At 73.0% G+C, this 24,314-nt stretch carries 21 protein-coding genes and 1 pseudogene; 13 read left to right on the top strand and 9 right to left on the bottom strand.

Translation table 11 applies throughout. From position 1 onward, the window contains the following. Positions 1-3: 3 nt before the first annotated feature. The 3 genes from bshA to GGQ55_RS13545 form a co-directional block, all read right to left on the bottom strand. Complete coding sequence (bshA, locus tag GGQ55_RS13555) at positions 4-1,176, bottom strand: N-acetyl-alpha-D-glucosaminyl L-malate synthase BshA (RefSeq protein ID WP_179717496.1); 1,173 nt, start codon at positions 1,174-1,176, stop codon at positions 4-6. Continuing rightward, entirely contained in the window at positions 1,173-4,151 is a 2,979-nt protein-coding gene (locus GGQ55_RS13550) for a cyclic nucleotide-binding domain-containing protein (protein WP_179717494.1), read from the bottom strand. The genes bshA and GGQ55_RS13550 overlap by 4 nt, the downstream gene beginning before the upstream one ends. Before the next feature lie 236 nt (positions 4,152-4,387). Then, positions 4,388-4,855, bottom strand: a complete 468-nt coding sequence (locus GGQ55_RS13545; RefSeq protein ID WP_179717492.1) for a CBS domain-containing protein — start codon at positions 4,853-4,855, stop codon at positions 4,388-4,390. A gap of 128 nt (positions 4,856-4,983) precedes the next feature. Here GGQ55_RS13545 and GGQ55_RS13540 point away from each other — a divergent pair, with 128 nt between their 5' ends. The 6 genes and pseudogenes from GGQ55_RS13540 to GGQ55_RS13515 all read left to right on the top strand — a co-directional run. After that, complete coding sequence (locus GGQ55_RS13540; RefSeq protein ID WP_179717490.1) at positions 4,984-8,403, top strand: cytochrome b5 domain-containing protein; 3,420 nt, start codon at positions 4,984-4,986, stop codon at positions 8,401-8,403. 10 nt (positions 8,404-8,413) lie between these two features. Next, positions 8,414-8,860 (top strand): hypothetical protein, encoded by a 447-nt coding sequence (locus tag GGQ55_RS13535; protein ID WP_179717488.1) that lies wholly within the window; start codon positions 8,414-8,416, stop codon positions 8,858-8,860. A gap of 21 nt (positions 8,861-8,881) precedes the next feature. Continuing rightward, positions 8,882-9,406, top strand: coding sequence for a flavin reductase family protein (locus GGQ55_RS13530; RefSeq protein ID WP_179717486.1), 525 nt, complete (start codon positions 8,882-8,884; stop codon positions 9,404-9,406). A gap of 65 nt (positions 9,407-9,471) precedes the next feature. Next, positions 9,472-10,053 carry a carboxymuconolactone decarboxylase family protein gene (locus GGQ55_RS13525; protein ID WP_179717484.1) on the top strand — a complete coding sequence of 194 codons (582 nt, stop codon included), beginning with the start codon at positions 9,472-9,474 and terminating at the stop codon, positions 10,051-10,053. After that, positions 10,050-10,919: an RNA polymerase sigma-70 factor gene (locus GGQ55_RS13520; protein ID WP_179717482.1), complete on the top strand. Its 870-nt coding sequence runs from the start codon at positions 10,050-10,052 to the stop codon at positions 10,917-10,919. The genes GGQ55_RS13525 and GGQ55_RS13520 overlap by 4 nt, the downstream gene beginning before the upstream one ends. 98 nt (positions 10,920-11,017) lie before the next feature. Further along, positions 11,018-13,702, top strand: a pseudogene (locus GGQ55_RS13515) (helix-turn-helix transcriptional regulator); the annotation flags it as partial. Between the two features lie 54 nt (positions 13,703-13,756). On the opposite strand, the gene GGQ55_RS26990 reads toward GGQ55_RS13515, so the two are convergent. After that, positions 13,757-14,536, bottom strand: coding sequence for an SDR family NAD(P)-dependent oxidoreductase (locus GGQ55_RS26990; RefSeq protein WP_246323809.1), 780 nt, complete (start codon positions 14,534-14,536; stop codon positions 13,757-13,759). 196 nt (positions 14,537-14,732) lie between these two features. On the opposite strand from GGQ55_RS26990, the gene GGQ55_RS13510 reads away from it, so the two are divergent. Beyond that, a complete protein-coding gene (locus GGQ55_RS13510) occupies positions 14,733-15,581 on the top strand; it encodes an alpha/beta hydrolase (RefSeq protein WP_179717478.1) in 849 nt (282 codons plus the stop codon). Between the two features lie 57 nt (positions 15,582-15,638). On the opposite strand, the gene GGQ55_RS13505 is transcribed toward GGQ55_RS13510, so the two are convergent. Continuing rightward, positions 15,639-16,007, bottom strand: a complete 369-nt coding sequence (locus GGQ55_RS13505) for a Rid family detoxifying hydrolase (protein WP_218859273.1) — start codon at positions 16,005-16,007, stop codon at positions 15,639-15,641. A gap of 112 nt (positions 16,008-16,119) precedes the next feature. On the opposite strand from GGQ55_RS13505, the gene GGQ55_RS13500 reads away from it, so the two are divergent. The 4 genes from GGQ55_RS13500 to GGQ55_RS13485 all read left to right on the top strand — a co-directional run bounded on the left by GGQ55_RS13500 (position 16,120) and on the right by GGQ55_RS13485 (position 18,683). Then, the gene (locus GGQ55_RS13500; RefSeq protein ID WP_179717474.1) at positions 16,120-16,560 is read left to right on the top strand and encodes a VOC family protein; all 441 of its coding nucleotides are present in this window, start codon (positions 16,120-16,122) and stop codon (positions 16,558-16,560) included. A 103-nt stretch (positions 16,561-16,663) separates the two neighbouring features. After that, positions 16,664-17,752 (top strand): FAD-dependent oxidoreductase, encoded by a 1,089-nt coding sequence (locus tag GGQ55_RS13495; RefSeq protein ID WP_179717472.1) that lies wholly within the window; start codon positions 16,664-16,666, stop codon positions 17,750-17,752. After that, a complete protein-coding gene (locus tag GGQ55_RS13490) occupies positions 17,749-18,222 on the top strand; it encodes a nuclear transport factor 2 family protein (protein ID WP_179717470.1) in 474 nt (157 codons plus the stop codon). The genes GGQ55_RS13495 and GGQ55_RS13490 overlap by 4 nt, the downstream gene beginning before the upstream one ends. A 155-nt stretch (positions 18,223-18,377) precedes the next feature. Then, a complete protein-coding gene (locus GGQ55_RS13485) occupies positions 18,378-18,683 on the top strand; it encodes a hypothetical protein (RefSeq protein WP_179717469.1) in 306 nt (101 codons plus the stop codon). A gap of 43 nt (positions 18,684-18,726) precedes the next feature. On the opposite strand, the gene ychF is transcribed toward GGQ55_RS13485, so the two are convergent. The 3 genes from ychF to GGQ55_RS13470 all read right to left on the bottom strand — a co-directional run bounded on the left by ychF (position 18,727) and on the right by GGQ55_RS13470 (position 21,581). Next, positions 18,727-19,800 carry a redox-regulated ATPase YchF gene (ychF, locus tag GGQ55_RS13480; RefSeq protein WP_179717467.1) on the bottom strand — a complete coding sequence of 358 codons (1,074 nt, stop codon included), beginning with the start codon at positions 19,798-19,800 and terminating at the stop codon, positions 18,727-18,729. 111 nt (positions 19,801-19,911) lie between these two features. Then, positions 19,912-20,457 (bottom strand): cysteine hydrolase family protein, encoded by a 546-nt coding sequence (locus GGQ55_RS13475; protein ID WP_179717465.1) that lies wholly within the window; start codon positions 20,455-20,457, stop codon positions 19,912-19,914. Positions 20,458-20,483: 26 nt separating this feature from the next. Next, positions 20,484-21,581 (bottom strand): calcium:cation antiporter, encoded by a 1,098-nt coding sequence (locus tag GGQ55_RS13470; RefSeq protein ID WP_218859272.1) that lies wholly within the window; start codon positions 21,579-21,581, stop codon positions 20,484-20,486. 81 nt (positions 21,582-21,662) lie between these two features. Here GGQ55_RS13470 and GGQ55_RS13465 point away from each other — a divergent pair, with 81 nt between their 5' ends. Together GGQ55_RS13465 and GGQ55_RS13460 are read left to right on the top strand one after the other, a co-directional pair. Next, positions 21,663-23,705: a transglycosylase domain-containing protein gene (locus tag GGQ55_RS13465; RefSeq protein WP_179717463.1), complete on the top strand. Its 2,043-nt coding sequence runs from the start codon at positions 21,663-21,665 to the stop codon at positions 23,703-23,705. Positions 23,706-23,854: 149 nt separating this feature from the next. Further along, complete coding sequence (locus tag GGQ55_RS13460) at positions 23,855-24,037, top strand: hypothetical protein (RefSeq protein ID WP_179717461.1); 183 nt, start codon at positions 23,855-23,857, stop codon at positions 24,035-24,037. On the opposite strand, the gene GGQ55_RS26490 is transcribed toward GGQ55_RS13460, so the two are convergent. Next, positions 24,012-24,308 (bottom strand): LytR C-terminal domain-containing protein, encoded by a 297-nt coding sequence (locus tag GGQ55_RS26490; RefSeq protein WP_281371615.1) that lies wholly within the window; start codon positions 24,306-24,308, stop codon positions 24,012-24,014. The two genes, GGQ55_RS13460 and GGQ55_RS26490, sit on opposite strands and share 26 nt — an antisense overlap. Positions 24,309-24,314 lie beyond the last annotated feature (6 nt).

The raw sequence follows: 24,314 nt of genomic DNA, 5'->3' as shown, positions 1-24,314 counted from the left end.
CCGTCACTCCCCCGCGGCGGCCAGGGTCAGGTCGTCCCGCGTGCGCCCGAGCACGTCGGCGTAGAGCCGCTCGTAGCGCGGGATCACCGCGGCGGTGGACAGGCTCCGGGCCCGGGTGAGCGCACCGGCGCTCAGCCGGCGCTGGAGAGCGGGGTCGGCGAGGTAGACCAGCACCAGCCGGGCGGCGCCCTCCTCGTCGCCGGGCTCGAACAGCAGCCCGCTGATCCCGTGCTCGACGAGTTCGGGCAGCCCGCCGACCCGCGGCGCGACGACGGGGACACCGGAGGCCATGGCCTCCAGCGCGACGAGGCAGAAGCTCTCCATCCGGCTGCTGACCAGCAGCAGGTCGGTGTGCGGCAGCAGGTTCTCGACGTCGAGCCGGACGCCGAGCAGCCGCACCCGCCCGTCGGCGATGGGGTCCTCGAGGATCGACTCGACGGCGGGCATCCGCTCGCCGGTGCCGACCAGCCACAGCTCGGACGGGGCGGCGGCGAGCACGCGTCCGGCGATGCGGGCCATGCTCTCGGGCCGCTTGACCTGCCGGAAGTTGGAGACGTGCACCAGCCGGGGCGCCCGCCCGTGCGCCGGCGGGTGCGCGACGGTGCGGAAGCGGTCGAGGTCGACGAAGTTGGGGATCACGTCCGGCGGTTCCGGCAGCCGGAAGATCCGCGTCGCCAGCGCCGCGTGGTGGTCGGAGACCGTGGTGACGGCGTCGAGCGCGGCCAGCGCCGGCTCGAGCCTGCGGCGCACGGCGGGTCGCCGTCCCAAGACGCTCACGTCGGTGCCGTGCAGGGTCCCGACGACGGCGGGGCGGTCCTCCCCCAGCCGGCGGACGACGTCCTGGACCACCCACGCGAACGGCACGGCGTAGTGGAAGTGCAGCACCTGCAGCCGCTCGCGCTGCACCACGGAGGCGACGAGCTCGGCCAGGCCGTGCAGCTCGGCGGTGGTCCAGTCGACGTCCAGCCGGGTGGTGACGTCGTCGGTGGCGGTCAGCCGGTGCACCCTGACCCCGGGCGGCGGCGTCTCCAGCCCGGGCGGGGTGGAGCGGGCGACGACGTGCACGTCGTGGCCGCGGGCGGCCAGCTGCCGGGCCAGCCCGACGGCGACCATCGCGCTGCCGCCGACGCCGCGGTGGCACAGCAGGCCCACCCGCAGCCCCCCGCGCAGGCTCACGACAGCTGGCCCGTCGTCTCGACGACCCGGTGGGCGAGCCGGCGCATCATGCCGCGGCCCAGGTCGGGGTGGCGCTGCAGCCACTCCTCCAGGGCGTCGTCCCGGATGACCAGGACGACCACGTCGGTGGCCGCGCGCAGGCTGGCCGAGCGCGGGATGTCGGCCAGCAGCGTCAGCTCGCCGAGCTCCTCCCCCGGCCCCGCGACGTGCACGAGCCGCTCGCCGTCACCCTCCCCGTGGAGGACCTCGACCGAGCCGTCGACCAGGATGAACATCTCGTGCCCGCGCTCGCCCTCGCGGGCCAGGTAGGCGCCGGCGTCGACCCAGCGCTCGGACACGCTGCGCGCGGCCTCGTACAGCTGGGCCTCGGTCATGAACCGGAACAGCTCGAGCTCGCCGAGCCGCGCCATCCGCTCGCGCACCCGGACCTCGGCCAGCCCGAGCAGGTTGGCGAACAGCCGCACCGCGCCGGCCACACCGGCCGGGATCTGCCGGTGGAAGGAGTATGCGGCGTAGACGTAGGTGCCGCGCCCGAACGACGCCGTGAGCAGCCCGCCCTCCCGGGGCGGCTCGCCGACGTCGGCGCTGGCCAGCACCGGCGTGTACCGGCGGTCCCACTCCCCCAGGAAGTACAGCCCGCGGTCGTGCACCCAGCCGTCGAAGTCGGCCGGCCCGATCGCGTTGGGCGCGGTGAGCACCGGGTTCGCCGGGTCGACGAGCGTGACCGGCGCCTGCGGATCGGTGACCCGGTCGTGCGGCTGGGAGAACCGGACCGGGAACGGGGTGAGGCCTCCGACGTCGTAGCCGTAGGTCTGGTACTGCACGACCAGCGTGCCGCCCTGGGCGACGAAGTCGAGCAGCCGCGCGGCCGAGCGGCGGACGGCGGGCCGCACCGAGTAGGCGTTCGGGCCGAGGACGATCGCGTCGAACTCGCCGAGGTCGGCGAACTCGAGCTGGTCGTCGCCGACCTCGGCCAGGTCGAGCTCGAAGCGCGCCAGCGACGGCACGATCGACTCCTCCAGGCCGTGCACGTAGCCGTAGCGCAGCGTCTTGATGAACCGGGCGTCGACCAGGTCGACCGCCACGGACACGGGGCGGAGCAGGTATGCCTCGACGACCGCGGTGTGCTCGTCCGGCGGCGCGGTCGCGCCCGGCACACCCAGCCGGACCGGCCGCAGCTCGAGGTCGTAGCTGCGCCCGCCGCACTGCAGCTCGTAGCGCAGCGCGTAGCCGCCGGGCGCCGCCGACGCCGGCACGTGCACGCGGAACCGGCGGGTGACGGTGTCGCCGGCGCCGCCGAGCAGCACCTCCCGCGCGGGCGGGTCGACGGTCCACCCGTCCGGGGCGACGGGGGTCAGCACCGCCCGGGCGCCGTCGGGCTCGATGCACTGCACGGTGACGTCGAGGTCGAGCACCCGCTGCAGGCCGGTGATCGGCAGGATCTCGCGCTGCTGGCGGGGACTCAGCGCGACCGGGGGCAGCACGGTGAGCGGCAGCAGCCGCGAGCCGCCGGGGAACCCGCTGCGCTGCACCGCCGCGCTGCGCACGGTGCAGGTGGCGCCGGCCCCGCGGACGACGACCTCGGTCCACACGAGCGGTTCGTCCAGGGGCTGACCGAGTGACGGCGAGCGCTCCGGCCACGCGTAGCGGTACGGCCCGCGGGGTGCGCGCAGCCAGTAGGGCGCCTGCGGTTCGACGTCCGCGGGCACCGTGACGAGGTAGACGACCTCGTGCTGCGCGGTGTGCGAGGGGTGCGGCGGGCCGTCGTCGGCGGACGTGCGGACGGCGAGCCAGCCGTCGGGGACGTGCAGCTCCACCTTCTCGACGTCGACCGGGTCCGCGCCGCCCCAGACGCGGACGACGACCCGGACCTCGCGGCCCGGCGTGATCCGGGCGCGGTCGGCGAGGCACTCGACGCGGACCGAGAGGAACCCGGCGACCACCTCCTCGATCTCGGCGGTGCGGCGGGTGAGGTAGCGGGCGAGCGCCTCGTCGTCCTCGACCGCTTCGAGGGCGCTCAGCGCCTCCCACGCCTCGACCAGCCGGGGCAGGCAGGCGGTGGGGCGGTCGGGCCGGAAGTTCTCCGCCGCCGTCTCGAGGGCGGCGCGGGCGGCGGTCAGCCGGGGGTCGTCGCCGAGGCCGGTGAGCAGCGGATCGAGGCCGTCGTAGAAGCTCGCCTCCCTGCTCGGCGGCGCGCTCGGGCTGCGGACCAGGCGGTAGTAGTAGAAGTACGGCCCCGGCTCGGGCACGAAGCCGATGCCCTGCGAGCGGTGCCGGTTGACCGCGGTGTGCGCCTGCTCCTGGTAGCTCACCTCGGCGACCGGGTCGACCTCGCCGGTGTCCAGGCGCAGGTAGCCGGCCTGCTCGTACTCCGGCACGAGGACGCCGAAGCTGCCGTCCTCCCCGGGCTGCCAGTCGCCGGCCACCGACCGGTAGAGCTTCGCCGCCCGCCACGGCGGCAGCCCGAGCTCCGGGAACCGCTCCGGATCGGCGGCCGCGTCGAACGCCTCCTCGGCGACCAGGCCGACGGCCTGGTGGTGGCCGTGCCCGTCGTCCGCCGTCCCGGACCACCGGCAGACCACCACCAGCGGCTGCACCGACCGGATCGCGCGGACCACCTCGCCGACCACGGCGTCGCGGCCCCACCGGCGCAGGGTGTCCTCGCCGCTCTTGGAGAACCCGAAGTCGTAGAACGGCCCGTAGAGCACCTCGCCGCCGTCCAGCCGGCGGGCGTCGAGGCTCTCCCAGGTGCGGACCACGCCGAGCGCCTCGTTGCGCTCCGGGCCGCGGCGGTTCTGCCCGCCCTCGCCCCGCGTGGCCGACCAGTAGACGGTGCGCGCCGCGTGCCGGCGGGACATGTAGGCGACCATGCCGCTGTCCTCGTCGTCCGGGTGCGCGCCGAGGTGCAGCACCGCGCCGGCGTTGGCCAGGGCGCGGATGCGGTCGTGCTGGCGCGCCACCTGCTCCGGGGCCACGGCGAGGACAGGACGGACGACGGGATCGACGCGCTGTGCCGGCCAGGTCGAGCGTGGGCACATGGGCTGCGCTCCTCCCCCGGCTGCGGGCGGCCGGACGCTACTCGGGACCTGGACGGCCCGACAAGGAGATCCGCCCCGGCTCAGACCACGGAAAGGGCCAGGTGATGTGCGTTGATGGCGGGTTCTGGCGCCAGAACCCGCCACCGACGCACATCACCGCCCGCCGGGCCGGGTCAGCCGACGCCGACCGCCAGCCCCGCGAGCTGGCCGACGACCGCGTTGCAGACGTCGGCCCGGGAGATGACGCCGAGCAGCCGCCCGTCGCTGACCACCGGCAGCAGCCGGATCCCGCGCTCCACGAGGACGACGACCGCCCGCGTGACGTGATCGTCCGGCGCGACGGTGATCGGGTTGCGGATGATCAGCGGCGCGATCGGCAGCGCGGACAGGTCGTGCGCCTTCTCGACGAACCGGCCGAAGGCCACGTCGAGGGAGCCGCCGGCCTCGAGGATCTCCTCGACGTCGGGCAGCGCCGCCCGCAGGATGTCGCCCTCGGAGAGGACGCCGACGAATCCGCCGTCCTCCCCGATGACCATCAAGTCGCTGGAGCCGGCGAGAGCGACCGTCTCCGCGGCCTGGAACATCGTCGACCCCGCCCGGATGCGGGCGAAGCGGTTCGACATGGCCTCCTGGACCTGCACGCGGGCAACGTAGAAGCCCCGACCCGGCCGGGGCAATGAGTTGCGACGCCGAGGAGCGTTGCCCTGCGTGCCGCGGGCCAATAGGTTGCGGCGCCATCGCCCCGCGGTGCTCTGGATGGGAGCCGGTGATGGCCGTTGCCTCGCGCACCGTGCTGGAGGAGGCCCAGGCGCACAACCGTGCCGTCGGGCACGAGAACCTCGGCTTCCTGAGCGAGTCGCACGGCAACATCCCCTCGACGCCGCCGCTGCTGGCGATGTCGGGCAGCCACCGGGCGTGGGACGAGATCGCGGTGCAGCTCCCCCGGCTGTTCAAGACGGTCACGCTGCGGCGGGCGTTCGACGACCTGCCGGTGCTCTCCGCGCTGCCCGACGACCTGCCCGACGCCGAACTGCTGCGCGCCTCGACGCTGCTCGGGATGTTCGCGCACTCCTACCAGCGGGTGCTCCAGGTCCCGGCGCCGGAACTGCCGCCGTCGATCCAGCACCCGTGGGAGCAGGTCTCGGCCCGCCTGGACCGGACCGCCCCGCACCTGTCCTACATCGACCTGATCACCTACAACTGGCGGCTGCTCGACCCCGACCGGGCCGATCCGATGCGCATCGAGAACCTCGAGCTGCTCGTGCCGTCGGTCGACAACCAGGAGGAGCGGGTCTTCTACCTGGTGCAGGTGGAGATCGCCGCCCAGACGGCACCGGTGGTGGCCGCCGCGGTACGGGCGCAGGAGGCGGCCGAGCGCGACGACCCCGCGGCGCTGATCGGCGAGTTCATCGGCATCGCCGACACGCTGCAGCGGGTGGCGCGGGAGTCGTTCCTCAAGATCCGGCCCGACCCGTACGCGCCGTCCTTCGTCGACAGCGTCGTCTGGGCGAAGACCGTCGCGCCGTTCGCCGTCCCGATCAACCCGGGCGTGCCCGGGCCGAGCGGCACCAACGCGATGCTCTTCCACGTCATGGACGCCCTGCTCGGCCGGACGCGCTACGCCTCCCGGTTCGGCGGCGAGGTCGAGCACCTGCGCGGGACGTTCCCGGTGTTCTGGCGGCAGTTCCTCGCCGCGCTGCGCGGGACCTCGGTGCGGGACTACGTGGCCCAGCGCGGCGACCCGGAGCTGGCCGGCATCTTCACCGAGCTGCTGGAGGCGTACTCCGGGGAGCGCGGCTTCCTCATGCGCCACCGGCTGAAGGTGCACGGCTTCCTGGACATCGCGTTCAAGGCCGGCCGCTCGGTCACGATCACCGGCTTCGAGGGCAAGTTCAAGGACCGCACGTGGGAGGAGGTCGACGCCGAGCTCGGCGCCTCGATCGACGAGCGGCGGGTCGACTCGCCGTCGCCGGTCCGCCACGCCCAGGTGGCCGCCGTCGTCCCGGTGCACGTCGAGGGCGACAACTGGGTCAAGCAGGTGACGCTCGGGGTGGCCGGCAGCGGAGTGCGTTACCAGCCCGGTGACCGGATCGCGATCCTGCCGGAGAACAGCCGGGAGCTGGTCGACGCGACGCTGTCGGCGCTGCGCGCCACCGGTGAGGAGGAGGTGCAGCTCAGCCCGCTCTGGCGGGAGGCGGTGACCTCCCGCAACGGGACGGCGAGCCCGACGCACCTGCCGCTGCGCTCGCTGCTGGCGATGGGCCGGATCCGGCCGGTCGAGCGCGAGGTCGCCAAGACGCTGCTGGCGCTGTCCGGCGACGAGGCGCTGCGGGACGTCGTCGAGGCGCGGGCCGAGGACCAGTGGGAGCTGTGGGACCTGCTCGAGCTGCTGACCCGGCGCGGGTTCGATCCCCGGACGCTGTGGCGCGCGCAGCCCGGGGAACGCGAGCACATCTGCCGGCTCGTCCCGCCGGAGAAGGCGCGGATGTACTCGATCTCCTCGACGATGGGCGACGGGCGGACCGCGACCGAGCTGAGCCTCACCATCGGCGGGCTGCGCTACTCGAGCGCCGACGCGCCCCGGTCGGTGGGTGCGGCGAAGCGGGGCACGGCCTCGACCTACCTGGGCGATCCCGACTCGTGGATCGAGGAGGTCGGCACGCCGGTGGCGTTCACCGTCGTCCGGCCGCCGCGCTTCGCGCTGCCCGCCGACGGTGCCGAGCCGGTCGTCATGTTCGCCGGCGGAACGGGCATCGCGCCCTTCCGCGGCTTCCTGCAGGAACGCGTGCGACGAGGGGTCGACGGCGAGAGCTGGCTGTTCCTCGGCACGCGGACGACGGCCGACCTCTACTACCGGTCGGAGCTGGAAACGGCCGTGGCCGCCGGCTCGCTGAACCTGCGGGTGGCGTTCTCGCGGGACCCGCTGACCGCGCGCACCGTGTCGGACGGCGACGGCCGCCGGCTCGTGCTCGAACCGGGCGAGACCCGGCACATCGGGGCGGAGATGCTCGCCTGCGCCGACGAGCTGTGGGAGCTGCTGCGGCCGCGATCCGAGGGTGGCCGCGGCGGCCGGTTCTACATCTGCGGCCGGACCGGCTTCGCGAGGGCGGTGTTCGACGGGATCAAGGAGGTCGGCCGCCGGAAGGGCGGGCTCGACGACGCCGGGGCCTCGCACCTGCTCGGGCTGCTCACCGCGGAGGGGCGGCTGCAGCTCGACGTCTTCACCACCTACCCGGGGCCGCACGCCCTGCAGCCGGCGCGCTACGACGCGTCGGAGGTCGTGCTGCACAACGACGACGAGCACGGCTGGTGGCTGGTCGTCGACGGGCGGGTGTACGACGTCGGCGAGTTCCTGGAGATGCACCCCGGCGGGGCGAAGATCGTGCAGGCCTACGGCGGGGTGGACGCGACGCGCGCCTACCGGGCGGTGCGGCACCACATCGAGCCGGAGGTCGACGCGCAGCGCGGGATCTACGAGATCGGCACCATCCGCCGGCTCGACTTCGGCGCCGAGTGGGGCGTGGCGATCGGGCCCTCCGGCCTGCACCACGTGCCGCTGGCCGAGCTGTACAAGAGCTGGGCGCGGTTCCTGTACGCGATCGTGGAGATGACGAACGCGCTGCGGCTGGACTACACGATCCACCAGCCGCCGCTGACCCGCCGCGATGCGCCCGGGGAGATGACGCCGTACCGGCTCGGGTTCCTGATGGAGGCGCACGACCGGTTCGTGCACAGCTACCTGGACTTCTCGATCGGTGAGGACGTGCAGGACCTCTGGGCGCTGACCAGCGGCCTGTGCTCGTCGTCGGAGCGCGTGACCTACGTCCGGGACGAGATCGCACGGGTGCAGGCGTCCGAGACGGCGGAGGCGGTGGTCCGGGCGACGGCGCACGGGCCCCAGGCGCTGGCCCTCGTGGGGCCGGCCGCGGGTGCCGCGGTCATGGGCGCGATCGTGCGCTGGGTCGACGCGCTGGAGGCGGAGAACAAGCGCTACCTCCACGAGCTCAAGGCGATCGTGCGGGACGGGCTGCTGGTGTTCGAGGAGTTCGGACCGGACGCCGTCCGGCGCGGCGGCGACCGCCTGCTGGAACGGCTGCGCGCGATCCCGGTGCTGCTGGAGTCGTACTACGCCGGCCTCGAACCCCACGCCCGCGCGGTCGAGGGGTTGCTCCAGCCGATCGTCGTCTAGCGGGGGGGTCATGCGGAAGGTCGCCGCACTCGTGGCCGCCGGGCTCGTCCTGGCGGGTTGTTCCTCCACCGTGCAGGGCGTGGCGTCGCCGGCCGGACCCGACGGCAGCCAGAACTACGCGAGCGTGAAAGACCTCTACGAGGACATCGTCGCCGGCGGCACCGACTGCGGGAACTTCCAGGAGGAGTCCTCCTCCGGTATCGCCGAGGAAGCAGGCAACTGCGAGCTCGGTGGGGGCGACCAGCTGGTTCTGACCCTGTGGAAGGACGCCGCCGCCCGGGACGACGGCTTGTCCCAGCTCGAGGACACCCTGGACTCGATCGAGGTCGACTACTGCTTCGTGGTCGGCCGCGGCGACTCCGGCACCTGGCTGGTCAACGCCGGTGACGCGCCCGACGTCTGCCGGGCGGTCGCGGCCGATCTCGGCGGACAGATCGACAGGTCCGCGGGTTCCTAGATCGGGCGTTAGCCTCCGCCGATGAGCGAGGACGCGTTCGACGACCTGATCGCCGCACTCGACCCGGCGATGGCGATCGTCACCACGGTGTCCGGCGGTGAGCGGGCCGGCTGCCTGATCGGGTTCCACGCCCAGTGCAGCATCAGCCCGCCGCGATACGTCGTGTGGCTGTCCAAGGCCAACCACACGTTCCGCGTCGGCGTGCACGCCCGCTCGTTCGCCGTGCACTTCCTCGGCCAGGACGACGAGCACCTCGCGCAGCTGTTCGGCACCACCTCCGGCGACGACGGCGACAAGTTCGGCGAGTGCGCCTGGGAGGAGGCGGACGGCGGCGTGCCCCTCCTCAGCGACTGCCCCAACCGGTTCGTGGCCGAGCGCGTGGCGCTGCTGGACGAGGGCAGCGACCACGTCTGCCTGGTGCTCCATCCGACCGCGGCGTCCGCCCGGACCCCGTTCCGGCCGCTGCGCCTCTCGCAGGTCGAGCACCTCCAGCCCGGGCACGAGTCCGAGGAGCGGCCCAAGCCCGCGGAGGAACGCAGCGCCTGAGAGGGGATGTCACACGGCGGGACCCGGCCGGTGTCTCCATGTCGACGCCCATCCATGGAGGAGACATGACGCGCATCCCCGCCACCGAGATCACCGGCATCTACGGAGCGCTGCTGAAGACGGTCAGCCGCAAGATGATCGGCCAGGTACCCGAGTCGGCCGGCGTCTTCTGGCACTACCCCGCCGTCCTCAAGGACCTGATGGGGTTCGGCCGCAAGGTCGACTCCTGGAACCGGCTGGACCCCGACCTGGCGTCCTTCGCCGGCATGGCCGCGGCCGCCTCGATCGGCTGCAGCTTCTGCCTGGACTTCCACTACTTCCTGACCCACAACCGCTGGCTCGACGAGACCAAGGCGCGCGAGGTGCCGCGGTGGCGGGAGTCCACGGTGTTCAGCCCGCTGGAGCGGCGGGTGCTGGAGTACGCCGAAGCGATGAGCCAGACGCCCCCGACCGTGACCGACGAGCTGTCGGCGGCCCTGCTCGAGGACCTCGGCGCGCCCGCCCTGCTGGAGCTGACGGCCAGGATCGGCGCGATGAACATGACCGCCCGGGGCAACGTCGCCCTCGGCATCCGGTCGCAGGAGTTCTCGGCGTCCTGCGGCCTGCCGCCGCTCGCGGCCGCGTCCCGGGACGGCGACTCGGCATGACCGACGACCCCTTCGTCGCCCACCGCGGCCTGCTGTTCACCGTCGCCTACGAGATGCTCGGCTCGGCCGCCGACGCGGACGACGTGGTGCAGGAGACGTGGCTGCGGTGGGCCGAGGTGGACCGGGCCGTCGTCCGGGACCCGCGCGCCTACCTCGTCCGGATCGTCACCCGGCAGGCGCTCAACCGGCTGCGCACGCTGTCCCGCCGCCGGGAGGACTACGTCGGCGAGTGGCTGCCCGAGCCGCTGCTGACCAGCCCGGACGTCGCCGAGGACGCCGAGCTCGCCGAGAGCGTCTCGATGGCGATGCTGACCGTGCTCGAGACGCTCGGCCCGACCGAGCGCGCCGTCCTCGTGCTGCACGAGGTGTTCGACGTGCCCTACGAGGAGATCGCCGAGGCGGTCGGCAAGTCGGCGGCCGCGGTCCGGCAGATCGCGCACCGGGCGCGCGAGCACGTGGCCGCCCGCCGCCCGCGGATGACCGTGAGCCGGACCGAGCAGCAGCAGGTCGTCGACCGGTTCCTCGCCGCGCTGACCGGGGGCGACGTGCAGGGCCTCATGGACGTGCTCGCACCCGACGTCGTCGTGGTCGCCGACAGCGGCGGCCTCGCGCCAGCAGCGCTGCGCCCGGTCTCGGGCCAATGGCGGGTAGCGAACGCGTTCTCCCGCTTCGCGGCGCTGGCACCCCGGGTCGAGATCACCACCCCGCTGGTCAACGGCACCGTCGGCGCGCGGATCGACCCGGGCGGCGATTTCGACACGGCGATCACGTTCGTCGTCGAGGACGGCCGGATCACCCGCATGTACGCGATGCGCAACCCGCACAAGCTGGGCCGCCTGGACGAGCCGGCCGACCTGCAGCGGTGAACAATCTGCCGCCGCGTCCCGGCAGGGCTGTCCGTCGTCGCTCCCGTCTCCCATAGTGACCCGCGGCGGCACAGCTCTGCCGAGGGGAGCAGTTCGGGATGGACCTGGTGGGCCGGGAGTCCGATCTCGCCACCCTGGACGGCTTGGTCAGCGACATCGGCAGCGGAGGCCGTGCGGTCGTGCTGCGGGGCGACCCGGGGGTGGGCAAGAGCGCGCTGCTCGCGGAGCTCGATCGCCGGGTGACGGCCGCCGGCTGGCGCGTCCTGCGGTCGGAGGGCGTGCTCACCGAGCAGCGGCTACCGCTGGCAGGGCTGGAGAAGCTGATCCGTCCCGTCCTTCGGCACAGCGAGCGGCTGCGCCCGCCCCAGCGGGAAGTGCTCGAGACCGCCTTCGGTCTGCGCGAGGGCGACGCCGAGTTCTTCCGCATCGCGCTCGCCGCGCTCGATCTCCTCTGCGACCTGGCTGCCGACCGCCCGCTGGCGGTGCTCGTCGACGACGGCCACTGGCTGGACCGGGCCTCCGCCGAGGTGCTGTCCTTCATCGGACGCCGCATCGCACCGGAACCGATCCTCTGCGTGGTGTGTACCCGGCCGGCTCCCGAGAGCCCGTTCGCCGAGGCCGGGTTGCCCGAAGTGGCCGTCGGTCCGCTCGGCTCCGACAGCGCTGCCGAGTTGCTGGACGCGGCCGCTCCTGACCTGGATCCCGCCCGGCGCAGGCGCGTCCTCGAGGCCGCGCAAGGCAATCCGCTGGCGCTCCTGGAACTGCCCCAGGCGCTCCGCGACCTCGCGCCGGGGACGAGTCCGGATCACCTGCCGCTCACCGCCCGCCTGGAGCGAGCGTTCGCCGATCGAGCGGGTGATCTGCCCGAGCGCACCCGGCAGCTCCTGGTGCTCAGCGCCGTCAACGACTCCCCGCGCCTGTTCGAGACGCTCGCCGCGGCCGAACGTCTGTCCGGCTCGCCGTACGGGCTCGACGACCTGGACGCCGCCCTCCGCGTCGGTCTCGTCCAGCTCGACTCCCAGCACCTGCGCTTCCGGCATCCTCTCGTCCGCTCCGCGCTCGTCCAGAGCACCTCGCCGGGGCAGCGGCAGCGCGCCCACGCCGCCCTGGCCGGTGTGGTCGGGGACGATCCCGACCGGCGTGCGTGGCACCTCGGGCTCGCCACGGTCGGAGCCGATGATGCCGTGGCCGCGGAACTGGAGGCGACCGCCGACCGGGCCTTCCGCCGAGGGGCCGCGCTGGGTGCCGTCGACGCCCTGGAGCGGTCGGCGCGGCTGAGCGGGTCGGCGACGCAGCGGTCGCGGCGCCTGCTCCGCGCCGCGGAGATCGCGTGCGAGACCGGCCGCAGCGACCTGACCAGGAGGCTGCTGGACGAGGCCCGCCCGGATCTCCGCTCGACGTCCGACCGGCTCCGGTACGCAGTCGTGGAGGACCTCACCGACGAGTCCCTCGCCGGCGGCGCCGAGCAGGTGCAGGCGCTGGTCGACCGCGCCGATGCGGCCGGGGGCATCCCCGACGTCGACCTCGCGCTCCGGTTCCTGATGCGGGCTGCGACCCGGTGCTGGCATCTGGACTTCGGATCCGAGGTGGAGCAGCGGGTCCTGGATGCACTCGACCGGCTTCCCGTCGGGAACGGTGACCCCCGCCGCCTGGTGATCCGGGCGTACACGTCGCCCCTCCAGCACGGCGTCGAGATCGCCGGCATCGTGGCCGAGCAGTCCATCCGGATCGATGATCCCGGCGATCTCCTGCTCCTCGGGTACGCCGCCGCCTGCGTGGGCGCCTCCCGCGAAGCCGACACCATCTGCGCCCGGGCCGCCGACCGGCTGCGCGAGCTCGGCCGGCTGACCGGGCTCGCCGAAGCTCTCAGCCTGCAGGCCTGGGCGGCTCTCCGCCGGGGTCGGTTCGACGTCGTGGAGACGGTGGCGCGGGAGTGCGCCGAGGTCGCAGCGGACATCCGGCGGCCGATCCCCCAGGCCGCCGCCCTCGCGGCGCTGGCCGCCGTGGCCGGGATCCGCGGCGACACCGCCCGGGCCACCGAGCTGGCCACGCGGGCCGAGCAGTTGGCCGTGACCGGCCGCAACACCATCGGCCTGGCCGTGACCCAGGTAGCGCGGGGACTGACCGCGGCGACCGCCGGACGGCCGGACGAGGCGTTCGAGCAACTGGAGCAGCTCTGCTCACGTGGCGGCCGCGCCCACCAGCGCATGCAAGCGTGCTGGGCGCTGGGCAGCTTCGCCGAGGTGGCGGCCCAATCGGGGCATGGCGCATCCGCGAAGGAGGCGCTCGACAGCTGGGAGAACTCAGCCCCCGCGGAGAGAACGCCGGGAGTGGACCTGGCCCTGCGGTCCGCACGCGCCCTGCTCGCCACGCCGGCGGGAGCGGATGAGGCGTACCGGTCCGCGCTGGCCCTCGACTGGAGCGACCGGCCCTTCGACCACGGCCGCCTTCTGCTGGCTTACGGGAGGTGGCTCCGGCACTGCCACCGCGTCGTCGAGTCCCGCATGCCACTGCGCGCGGCCCGCGACGCCTTCGTCCGGACAGGCGCCCAGCCCTGGGTGGAGCGTGCGCGCCGGGAGCTGCGCGCTGCCGGCGCCGGTTCCACGGCGGCACCTCCCGGTGCGGCGGCTCGGCTCTCCCCCCAGGAGCTCCAGATCGCCCGCCTCGTGGCCGAGGGCCTGGGCAACAAGGAGATCGGCCAGCGGCTCTACCTCTCCCACCGGACGGTGGGCAGCCACCTGTACCGGATCTTCCCGAAGCTCGGGGTGAGCTCCCGGGCGCAGGTGGCGCGAGTGCTCGACCGGCTCGAACGGGAGCAGCACCGCCGCGATCGGGGGTCACAGTCCCGGGCTGAGACCGCCGTCGACGGTCAACCCGGCGCCGGTGACGTTGCCGGCACGGTCGCTCGCGAGGAGAACCAGCAGCTGGGCGACCTCCTCGGGGGTGGTGAACCGGCCCGTGGCGCTGCCGGCGACGGCGGACTCGGCGACCTGCTGGGGTGACCGGCCCGAGGTCGCCGAGAGCTGGGCGGCGACCCCGGAGCCCCCGAGCCACAGGTCGGTCGCCACCGGTCCCGGGTTGACCGTCACGACCCGGACACCCCGTGGGCCTACTTCCTTGGACAGTGCCTTGAGTGCGTTGACGAGGGCCGCCTTGGCCGCCCCGTAGTCCAGCACGAGCGGGTCGGGCAGGAAGGCGTTGACCGAGCCGACGGTCGCGATCACGCCACGGCCCGCTGCCAGCATCGGCGGCAGTGCCGCCCGGATCGCCCGCACCGCGGCCATGAGGTCCAGCTGCAGCGTCGCCTCCCATTGCGCATCGGTGATCTCGAGGAACCCTCCGGCCCGCGTGGACACGCCGCCCACGTTGTTCACCAGGATGTCCAGACGAGGGCCCGCGGCCGCGACCAGCCGGGCCGGCGCCTCTGGCTGGGCGAGGTCTCCCAGCACGACCTCGACCGATCCGGTCTCGGCCAGCGCGTCGAGCTCGTCGGAGGAGCGGTGGGCACCGGCGACCACCCGGACGCCGGCCTCCACCAGGCAACGCGTCGTGGCCAGCCCGATCCCCCGGCTCGCCCCGGTGACCACCGCGACCCGGCCGTCCAGTCCGAGATCCATCGCTGCCCCTCACCTCTCGCGACATCCGTGCCGGCGACGGTAGGAGCAGACCTGGCCGCCCGGCTTGGGTCATCCGACCGAAATCGGCGTCGATGTCGTGCGTCGACCGATGCAGTCGTTCGACGCAAGCGGCCCGGTGGTCGGGCCGGTCAGGGTGACAGCGCCGTCCCGACCCGACCGAGAGGAACCACCGACGATGAGCTCCCCCGCCTCACCCCAGCCCGTGCTGTTCATCCACGGTCTGTGGCTACACGCCTCGTCTTGGCAACCCTGGATCGACCTGTTCCAGGACGCCGGCTACGCGGCGAGCGCGGTCGCGTGGCCGGGCGAGGCGGCGACGGTGGCGGAGACCCGCGCGCATCCGGAGGACGTCGCCGGCCACGGCATCGAGGAGGTCACCCGGCACGTCGCCGCGACCATCGAGGCGATGGACCGCCCGCCGATCCTCATCGGCCACAGCTTCGGCGGCATGATCGCCGAGAAGCTGCTGGGCGAAGGGTACGGAGCCGCGGCCGTCGGCATCGACGCGGCGCAGATCAAGGGTGTGCTCCCCCTTCCCCTCAGCTCGCTGCGGGCCACCCTGCCGGTCTTCAAGAACCTGGCGAACAGCCACCGCGCGGTCTCGCTGACCGCCGAGGAGTTCCGCTACAGCTTCGGCAACACGCTGTCACCGGAGGAGTCCGACGCCCTGCACGAGCGGTGGACGATCCCCTCACCGGGCAAGCCCCTCTTCGAGGCCGCGGCCGCCAACCTGTCGCCGCACTCCCCCGCCGCCGTCCACACCGAGAACGAGGATCGCGGCCCGCTCCTGCTGATCATGGGCGGTCAGGACCACACTGTCCCCGAGGTGATCACCAAGTCGACCGTGAAGCAGTACCGCCACTCCTCGGCCGTGACCGATCTGCTGGAGTTCGCCGACCGGGGTCACTCCCTCACCATCGACGGGGGGTGGCGCGAGGTCGCCGACGCGTGCCTGGGATGGCTGGTCGAGCACGGCCTGGGCGGATCAGCCCGTCAGCTGTCCGAAGCCGTTCCCGGGGAGTGACGCTCCGCGCAACCCGGGGCCGCCGGGACGGGCCGGCCGACGTGCAGCGGAAACCGGTCAGCTCGGCAGGACGGCGATCGCGTCGATCGAGATGAGCAGCCCGCGCGGCAGTCGGACGTTGGCCGGCGCCGACCGCGCGGGCGGTGGGTCCGGCACGTGCCTGGCGTAGATGTCGTTGATGACGGCGAAGTCGTCGACGTCGGCGTAGAAGATCGTGACCTTGACCAGGTCGTCCATCGAGGCGCCGGCGGACTCGAGGACGGCGGCGAGGTTCTTCAGCGCCTGGTGGGTCTGCGACTCGATCCCGTTCGCGGGGACGCCCTCCACCGGGTCGATGCCCGCTTGGCCGGAGCAGAAGACGAAGCCGCCGGCGACGATCGCCTGGCTGTAGGGCCCGAGTGCGGCCGGGGCACGATCGCTCGACACTGCTCGCCGATCCATGCTCCTGAGCACGGACGGCGGGAGTGATCGGATCACGACGTCGAGAACCGGCCCCCGGCTCCGTCCCCCGTACGACCTGCATCTGGAGGAGGACCTCATGTCGGACACACCCCGCTTCGACCACGTCGGGATCACGGTCGCCGACCTCGACGTCGTGACGGCGTTCTTCGTCGGGCTGGGGCTCGAGGTCGAGGGCCGGACGTTCGTGGAGGGCGAGTTCCTGGACACCGTCTGCGGCATCCCGAACTCGCGCACCGAGATCGTCATGCTCCGGCCGCCGGGCGGGGGTACCTGCCTGGAGCTGTCCAGCTTCGTCCGGCCCGCCCACGAGCCCGGGTCGCCGAACGCGATGGCCAACGAGCTGGGGCTGCGCAACGTGTCGTTCGAGGTCGAGGACCTGCCGGCGATCGTCGACCGGCTGGGCGCCGACGGCTACGGCCTGGTGGGCGGCATCGGCGAGTACGAGGGCGTCTGGCGTATGGCCTACGTGCGCGGACCGGAGGGGCTCATCGTGTCGCTTGCCCAGCGGATCGGCTGACCCGGGAGCTGCCGTGCTCTTGAGGTGATCCGGACGGCGCCCCTAGCCTCGCCGCTGCAGGTTCGCCGGGTGGAAGGCGGGACCCCATGGCCGGACACGTCCGATGACCCGGGCGGTCGTCGTCGGAGCCGGGATCGTCGGGCTGACCACGGGGCTGGCGCTCCGGCGGGCCGGCTTGGACGTGGTGGTGACCGAGCAGGCCCCGGACATCCGGGTAGCCGGTGCGACCTTGGGCCTGTGGCGCAACGCCCTCGACGTCTTCGACGTGCTGGGCGTCAGCGAGCCGGTGCGGGCGATCGGCAAGGCCGCCGAGATGTGGTTCCACGACCCAGGCGGCCGGCCGATCCCGACGCCCGGCTTCGGCCCGGGCGACCACAGCTACCTGCTGGTGCACCGGGTGAAGCTCAACGAGGCGCTCGCCGACGCCGTCGGCCGCGACGCGATCCGGTTCGACGCCCGCCTGACCGGCTACGACGAGGACGACGACGGCGTCACGGCGCGCTACGCCGACGGCAGCACCGAGCACGCCGACCTGCTCGTCGGTGCCGACGGCCTGTACTCGGCGGTGCGTGCGCAGCTCGCACCCGAGACCGCGGCGCAGGAGCACGCCGGGCACTACGCCTGGCGCGCGGTGATCGATCCCGGCGACATCCTGATCGAGCGGGACGTCCTGGTGATCGGCCACGAGCGGACGCGCGGTGGCTACGCGAGGACGTACGACGGTCAGGCGCTCTGGCTCCTCGCCCAGTTCGGTTCGGCCCCGCCGAACGGCTCGCGCCAGGCCGAGGCGCTGCAGCGGGCCGTGCACCTCGACGACGGTGGGTGGAACTCGGCGCTGGCCGAGCTCATCGCGGCGACCCCGGACGAGCGCATCCTGCAGAACCAGATCATGGTCGTCCCACCGATGCCCCGGTGGGCGTCGGACCGGGTGGTGCTCGTCGGCGACGCGGCGCACGCGATGTCGCCGCACGTCACCGCCGGTGCGTCGCTCGGTGTCCAGGACGCGGCCGTGCTCGCCCGATGCCTGCAGGCCTCCCCCGACATCGCCTCGGCGCTGCGCGGCTACGAGGCCGACCGCATCCCGCGCTACGAGGAGGTCGCGAGGCGTTCCGGCGCGGTCGAGGCCGCCGGGACTCCGGAGGAGTTCGCCGAGCAGTACGCCGCCTTCAGCCACTGGATGACCACGTCATGACGACACCCCAGCTGCTCCTCGACCGCGCGGCCATCGAGGACGTCGTCGCCCGCTTGGCCCACACGCAGGACGACAAGGACTTCGCCGGCTTCGGGGCGCTGTTCGCCGACCAGGTGGGGCTGCGGATGTCCGGCCAGGACGGCGCGCAGGTCCTGTCGCGGGACGAGATGGCGGACCTCGGCCGCTCGGTTCTCGGTGGCTTCACCAGCACCCAGCACCTGACGTCCAACGTGCCCTGCGAGATCGACGGCGACACCGCCCGGTGCCGGGCGAGCGTGCAGGCCTACCACCACGTCCCCACCGAGCCGGGCGTCGCCGACTGGTGCATCCAGCGCAACAGGTGGGAGCTGGAGCTGCGCCGGACCGCGGACGGCTGGCGGATCACCGCCTGGTCGATGGTGCCGAACGGGCCGATCGAGGGATACCCCGGCGTGTACCGGGTCGCCGCGGCCGCTGTCGCCGACGCCTGACGCCCTGTTCGGGGCTCCTGGGCCGGCCGGGACGGAAGTGGCGAGCGGCGCACCCCTGAGGCGGTTGGCGGAGATGAACAAGACGAGCGCCGCACCTGACAGCCCGGTGCGGCGCTCGCCATGACCCAAGCGGGGGCGACTTGGGAGGACACGCGATGGCGAATCAGCTGATCGACACCACCGGGGACGGCGTGCCCCGACTCGCGGCGATCGAGCTGCGGTACGAGCTCGCCAAGGCGCGCATCACACGGGCCGCCGTCCCGGCGGAGAGCAACGGAACGGTGCACGACACGATCGCAGTGGACGTGGAGACCACCAAGCCGCCGCTGGTCCCCGTCCCACTGCCGGACCCGACGCACGATCGCGGCACCCATGCTGCGGAAGCACCCCAGCGAGGACGGCGACTCTGGCGCTCACTGCGCATGTCCCGGTTCGCCTGGACCGGCCTGCCGACGGCGTAGCCGCAGGCTCGGTGGCCCAGGTCGTCGTGGCCGCCGGGGACCGTCAGACGTTGAAGCGGAACTCCACGACGTCGCCGTCCTGCATGACGTAGTCCTTGCCCTCCATGCGCACCCAGCCGTGCGCCCGGGCCTCGGCCATGGAGCCGGCCTCGACGAGCTGGTCGAACGAGACGATCTCCGCCTTGATGAACCCGCGCTGGAAGTCGGTGTGGATCACGCCGGCCGCCTGCGGGGCGGTCGCGCCGATCGGGATCGTCCAGGCCCGCGACTCCTTCGGCCCCGCCGTCAGGTAGGTCTGCAGGCCCAGGGTCGCGAAGCCGACCCGCGCCAGCTGGTGCAGGCCGGGCTCGTCCTGACCGACGGCGGCCAGCAGCTCGGCGGCCTCCTCCTCGGGCAGCTCGGCGAGCTCGGCCTCGATCTTGGCGTCCATCAGGATCGCCTCGGCCGGGGCGACCAGCGCCCGCAGCTCGGCGATCTTCTCCTCGTCGGCCAGTTCCTCCTCGTCGACGTTGAACACGTAGAGGAACGGCTTGGTGGTGAGCAGGGACAGGTCGCGCAGCGGCTCGAGGTCGATGCCGGCGGAGTACAGCGTGCGGCCCTCGTCGAGGATGGCCTGCGCCGAGACGGCCGCGCCCAGCAGCGCCGCCTTCTCCTTGTCCTTGCGCGACTCCTTCTCCAGCCGCGGGATCGCCTTCTCCAGCGTCTGCAGGTCGGCGAGGATCAGCTCGGTGTTGATCGTCTCGATGTCGTCCTTCGGGCTCACCCGGCCCTCGACGTGGACGACGTCGGAGTCGGTGAACGCCCGGATGACCTGGCAGATGGCGTCGCTCTCGCGGATGTTGGCCAGGAACTTGTTGCCCAGCCCCTGACCCTCGCTCGCCCCGCGCACGATGCCGGCGATGTCGACGAACGACACGGTCGCCGGGATGACCTTCTGCGAGTCGAACATCTCGGCGAGCGTGCCCAGCCGCGGGTCCGGTACGCCGACGACACCGATGTTCGGCTCGATCGTGGCGAACGGGTAGTTCGCCGCCAGGACGTCGTTCTTGGTCAGCGCGTTGAACAGCGTCGACTTGCCGACGTTGGGCAGTCCGACGATCCCGATGGTGAGACTCACGGGAGTCCAGCCTACGTGGCCACCTGCCAGGGCTTCGCGATCATGAAGTTCGGGGAGGGACACGCCGAGGCGCAATGGTGTGTTGCTTCCCGAACTTCATGATCGCGGGGCTCAGGGGCGCCAGTCCGCGGACGCGATCACCTCGGCCTGCCGCGGGAACACCTTCTGGGTGAGCACGCGGTGCACCTCCTCGTCCGCGTCGAGGCAGAGGTCCTCCAGCACGGTCAGCGCGTAGTCGCGGTCGGCCGCCTCGCGCACGGTCGACAGGACGACGCCGCCGGTGGAGATCCCGCCGAGCACGAGCTCGGTCACGTCGTGGGACCGCAGGATCACCTCGAGGTCGCTGCCGGCGAACGCGCTCACCCGCTTCTTGGTGACGACGACCTCGCCCTTGCCGCGCAGCAGCCGGTCGTGCGGCTCCGAGCCCCGGTCGTCGGCACCGACCGACATCGAACGCGCCGCGGCGAACATCTTGTTGCGCGGCGAGATCTCCGGCCGCCCCGGCGCGAACTTCACCCGCACCAGCACGACGAGCAGACCCGCCTGCTCCGCCCGCTCCTGCGCGGCGACGACGCGGTCGAGGAAGTCTCCCGACGCCGGCCCGTACCGCTCGAGGATCGTGTTCTGCAGGTCCATCAGCAGCAACGCGGTGGTCATGTCCCCGACGCTGCCACAGCGACCTGTCAGGGGTTGGCGGCCAGGAACATGAACGCCGCGAGCAGCACCAGGTGGACGACGCCCTGCAGCCGGGTCGCCCGGCCGGGGACGACGGTCAGCAGCCCGACCACCACCGTGACCGCGAGCAGCACCATCTGCGTGCCGTCGAGGCCGAGCAGCAGCGGCCCCTCCAGCCAGATCGAGGCGATCGCGATCGCCGGGATGGTCAGGCCGATGCTCGCCATCGCCGAGCCGAACGCCAGGTTGAGGCTGATCTGCAGCCGGTCCCGCCGCGCGGCGCGGGCCGCGGCCAGGGTCTCCGGCGCCAGCACGAGCAGCGCGATCACCACGCCCACGAACGACTGCGGGAAGCCCACCGCCGCGACGACGTCCTCGATCGCCGGCGACTCCACCTTCGCCAGCCCGACCACCGCGACCAGCGCGACCAGCAGCAGACCGAGGCTCACCAGCGCCGCCCGCGCGGTGGGCGGCTCGGCGTGCTCGTCCTCCTCCAGCGGCGCCCCCTCGGGAGCCACGGGCAGGAAGAAGTCACGGTGCCGCACGGTCTGCGTGAGCACGAACGCGCCGTAGAGCACGAGCGACGCGACCGCGGCGAAGGTCAGCTGGGCCGTCGAGAACTGCGGCCCCGGCAGCCCGATCGTGAAGGTCGGCAGCACCAGGCTGAGCACGGCCAGGGTGGTCACCGTCGCGAGCTCGGCGCCGGCGCCCTCGGCGTTGAAGACGACGACGTTGTGCCGCAGCGCCCCGAGCAGCACCGCGAGCCCGAGGATGCCGTTGCAGGTGATCATCACCGCGGCGAAGACCGTGTCCCGCGGCAGCGACGCGGCCTCGTCGCCGCCGGAGATCATCAGCGTGACGATCAGCGCGACCTCGATCACCGTCACCGCGACCGCCAGCACCAGCGACCCGAACGGCTCACCGACCCGGTGCGCGACCACCTCGGCGTGGTGCACGGCCGCCAGCACCGCACCGACCAGCACGATCGCCACGAGCACCGCCGGTACCGCCGGCAGCGACCGGCCCCAGCTGACCGCGAGCACGAGCAGCGCGAAAACGGGGACGACGGTGGTCCAGGTCAGGAGCGGGTGGCGGATCGCTGTCACGATCGTTCAACCGCGACCCGTCACGGGTCTCTCCCATCCGTCGTGCAGCCCGCTCCCAGAGAGCCGGCGAACCGTGGTCACATGCGTGCGCGCGTCCTCCTGCGCCTTGCGCTGGGCGTCGTCCTCGCCGGCGCCCTGCTGGCCGCCCTCGCCGTCCCACTGTTCCTGACCCCTGGCCTGGCCACCACCTGGCTGGCCGCCGAGGTGAACCTGCGGCCGACCGCCTCCATCGACGACCCGCTGCCCGGCGACACCCGGGTGCTCGCCGCGGACGGCTCGCTGATCACGGACTTCTACACCCGTGACCGCACGCCCGTGACCAGCGACCAGATCGCGCCGGTGATGAAGCAGGCGATCATCGACATCGAGGACTCCCGCTTCTACCAGCACGGCGCCCTCGACCTGCGCGGCACGCTGCGCGCCCTGGTCACCGACGTGGGCGGCGGCGCCGTCCAGGGCGGTTCGACGCTGACCCAGCAGCTGGTCAAGCAGACCCTCGTGCAGGAGGCCAGGACGCCGGCGCAGGCGGAGGCCGCGATCGCCGACACGCTCACCCGCAAGATCGTCGAGGCGCACGACGCCCTCCAGCTGGAAGGCCACCTCTCCAAGGACCAGATCCTCGACCGGTACCTGAACACGGTGTACTTCGGCCACGGCGCCTACGGCGTGCAGTCCGCGGCGCGCACCTACTTCTCCACCGACGCCGTGCACCTCACCACGACCCAGGCGGCCACCCTCGCCGGGCTCGTCCAGGACCCGGCCACCCTCGACCCGATCGACCACCCGGAGGCCGCGCAGCAACGGCGCGACGACGTCCTCACCCGCATGCACCAGCTCGGCCACCTCGACGACGCCGACGTCACGGCCGACACCGCGGCACCGGTCGCCGTCCAGCCGGGCGGCGCCTCCCCCAACGGCTGCGCCGAGGCGACGACCGGCGGCTTCTTCTGCGGCTACCTGCAGAACTACCTGACCGGCACGCTGCACCTCACCCAGCAGCAGCTCGACGACGGCGGGCTGGTCGTCAGGACGACGCTGCGGCCGGACCTGCAGCGCGCGGGCGACGCCGCCGTCGTCGCCACCCTGCCGCTGGGCGACTCCCTCGCCGGCATCTACACCGTCGTCGAACCCGGCACCGGCAAGGTGCTGGCGATGAGCGTGAACCGGCAGTTCGGCTGCGACGGCGCCGGCTGCACCTCCGTCGTGCTCAACGACGCCGCGGCGGCCGGGTCGGGCTCGACGTACAAGGTGTTCACGACCGCCGACGCGCTGCTCGACGGTTACCGGTTCGACTTCACCCAGACGACGTCGGACCCCTACACGTCGCAGGTCTACAAGCAGAACGGCGGCACCCGCGGCGCTCCCTACGTGGTCAGCAACGCCGGGCACTACCCGCCGACGCTGAACCTCGCCGAGGCGCTGGTCATGTCGTCGAACACCTTCTTCGTCGGCCTGGAGGACCACCTCGGCGCGATCGACGGACCGGTGCACACCGCACAGCGGATGGGCCTCTACTCGCTCACCGACGCCGACGCGCAGACCCTCATCGCCGACCGCGCGGGCTCGTTCACCCTCGGCCCGCTGCCGACCAGCCCGCTCGCCCTGGCCGGCGCGTACGCGACCGTGTTCTCCGGGGGCACGCAGTGCGACCCGACGCCGGTCACCGCCGTCCTCGGCCCCGACGGCTCACCGCTGCCCGGCGTGGACACCTCGACCCACTGCACCGCCAACGTGCTGCCCGCCGGCCTCGCGCACACGATGGCGCAGGTGATGCGCGGCGACGTCGAGAGCGACCTGGGCACCGCCACCCGCGCGAACATCCCCGGGCACGAGATCTCCGGCAAGACCGGGACCAGCCAGAACAACTTCTCGGTCGCCTTCGTCGGCTCGACGCCGGAGTACACGGCGAGCGTCATGGTCGAGAACCCCGACCACAACCAGGACGTCGGCGGCTTCGGCGGCGGCAAGGGCGCCCAGATCTGGCACGACGCGATGCTGCCGATCCTCTCCGGGCAGTCGACCGCGGACTTCCCGCCGGCCGACGCGGCCTACCTCGGCTCGCTCGCGCACACCACCGGCGGCGGGTGCTCCTTCGCGGTCGGCAACCTGCAACTGCCCTGCTGACGCTGGCAGGCAATGTGCGTCTGTGGCGGGTTTTCGGCCGAGAACCCGCCACAGACGCACATCACCCGGCGTGGAGGGCGGCTCGCATGATCACTTCGGGTGCAGCCGTGCCTCACCGGCGCCGAGGCAACGGTGGATCCGAGGTGATCGTGAGCGGCGGGCGCCGGGCCGACCCGGAGGTCTACTTCACCGTCTCCCACTTCGACGGGTGGGCGGCCGTGCTGTGCCAGCTGGACAGGTTGGACGAGCGGTCGCTCGTCGAACTGGCCGAGGACGCCTGGGCTGCTCGGGCACCGAAGCGACTGCTCAGTTCACGCACGACGCGGAGCTGAAGGACTTCGGTGCCGACGTCGTCGACGCAGAGGACGACGAAGAGGACGACGGCGCCGCGGACGACGAGGCCGCCGTCGGCACCCGCACCCCGTCGCTGCCGAGCGTCAGCGTCACCTGGTCGACGGCCGACGACGCCGCCACCGAGGCCCCCGGCACCGCGTCCGCGACCGCCTTGGCCTGCGCCTCCATGCCCGGCGGATAGGTCACCGTGGTCAGCCCGGTCGTCGCGGCCGTGGGATCCACCCGGGACGCGAAGCCGAGGTCCCGCAGCGCCGT

The organism is Petropleomorpha daqingensis (assembly GCF_013408985.1).
GTDB lineage: Bacteria > Actinomycetota > Actinomycetes > Mycobacteriales > Geodermatophilaceae > Petropleomorpha > Petropleomorpha daqingensis.
This window is presented reverse-complemented; position numbering and strand designations above follow the sequence as displayed.

Coding starts and splice junctions, on each gene's coding strand:
- GGQ55_RS13525 (WP_179717484.1), top strand. CDS start 9,472: ATGACGCGCATCCCCGCCACCGAGATCACCGGCATCTACGGAGCGCTG.
- GGQ55_RS13535 (WP_179717488.1), top strand. CDS start 8,414: ATGCGGAAGGTCGCCGCACTCGTGGCCGCCGGGCTCGTCCTGGCGGGT.
- GGQ55_RS13465 (WP_179717463.1), top strand. CDS start 21,663: ATGCGTGCGCGCGTCCTCCTGCGCCTTGCGCTGGGCGTCGTCCTCGCC.
- GGQ55_RS13520 (WP_179717482.1), top strand. CDS start 10,050: ATGACCGACGACCCCTTCGTCGCCCACCGCGGCCTGCTGTTCACCGTC.
- GGQ55_RS13510 (WP_179717478.1), top strand. CDS start 14,733: ATGAGCTCCCCCGCCTCACCCCAGCCCGTGCTGTTCATCCACGGTCTG.
- GGQ55_RS13485 (WP_179717469.1), top strand. CDS start 18,378: ATGGCGAATCAGCTGATCGACACCACCGGGGACGGCGTGCCCCGACTC.
- GGQ55_RS13500 (WP_179717474.1), top strand. CDS start 16,120: ATGTCGGACACACCCCGCTTCGACCACGTCGGGATCACGGTCGCCGAC.
- GGQ55_RS13530 (WP_179717486.1), top strand. CDS start 8,882: ATGAGCGAGGACGCGTTCGACGACCTGATCGCCGCACTCGACCCGGCG.
- GGQ55_RS13490 (WP_179717470.1), top strand. CDS start 17,749: ATGACGACACCCCAGCTGCTCCTCGACCGCGCGGCCATCGAGGACGTC.
- GGQ55_RS13495 (WP_179717472.1), top strand. CDS start 16,664: ATGACCCGGGCGGTCGTCGTCGGAGCCGGGATCGTCGGGCTGACCACG.
- GGQ55_RS26990 (WP_246323809.1), bottom strand. CDS start 14,536: ATGGATCTCGGACTGGACGGCCGGGTCGCGGTGGTCACCGGGGCGAGC.
- GGQ55_RS13475 (WP_179717465.1), bottom strand. CDS start 20,457: ATGACCACCGCGTTGCTGCTGATGGACCTGCAGAACACGATCCTCGAG.
- GGQ55_RS13540 (WP_179717490.1), top strand. CDS start 4,984: ATGGCCGTTGCCTCGCGCACCGTGCTGGAGGAGGCCCAGGCGCACAAC.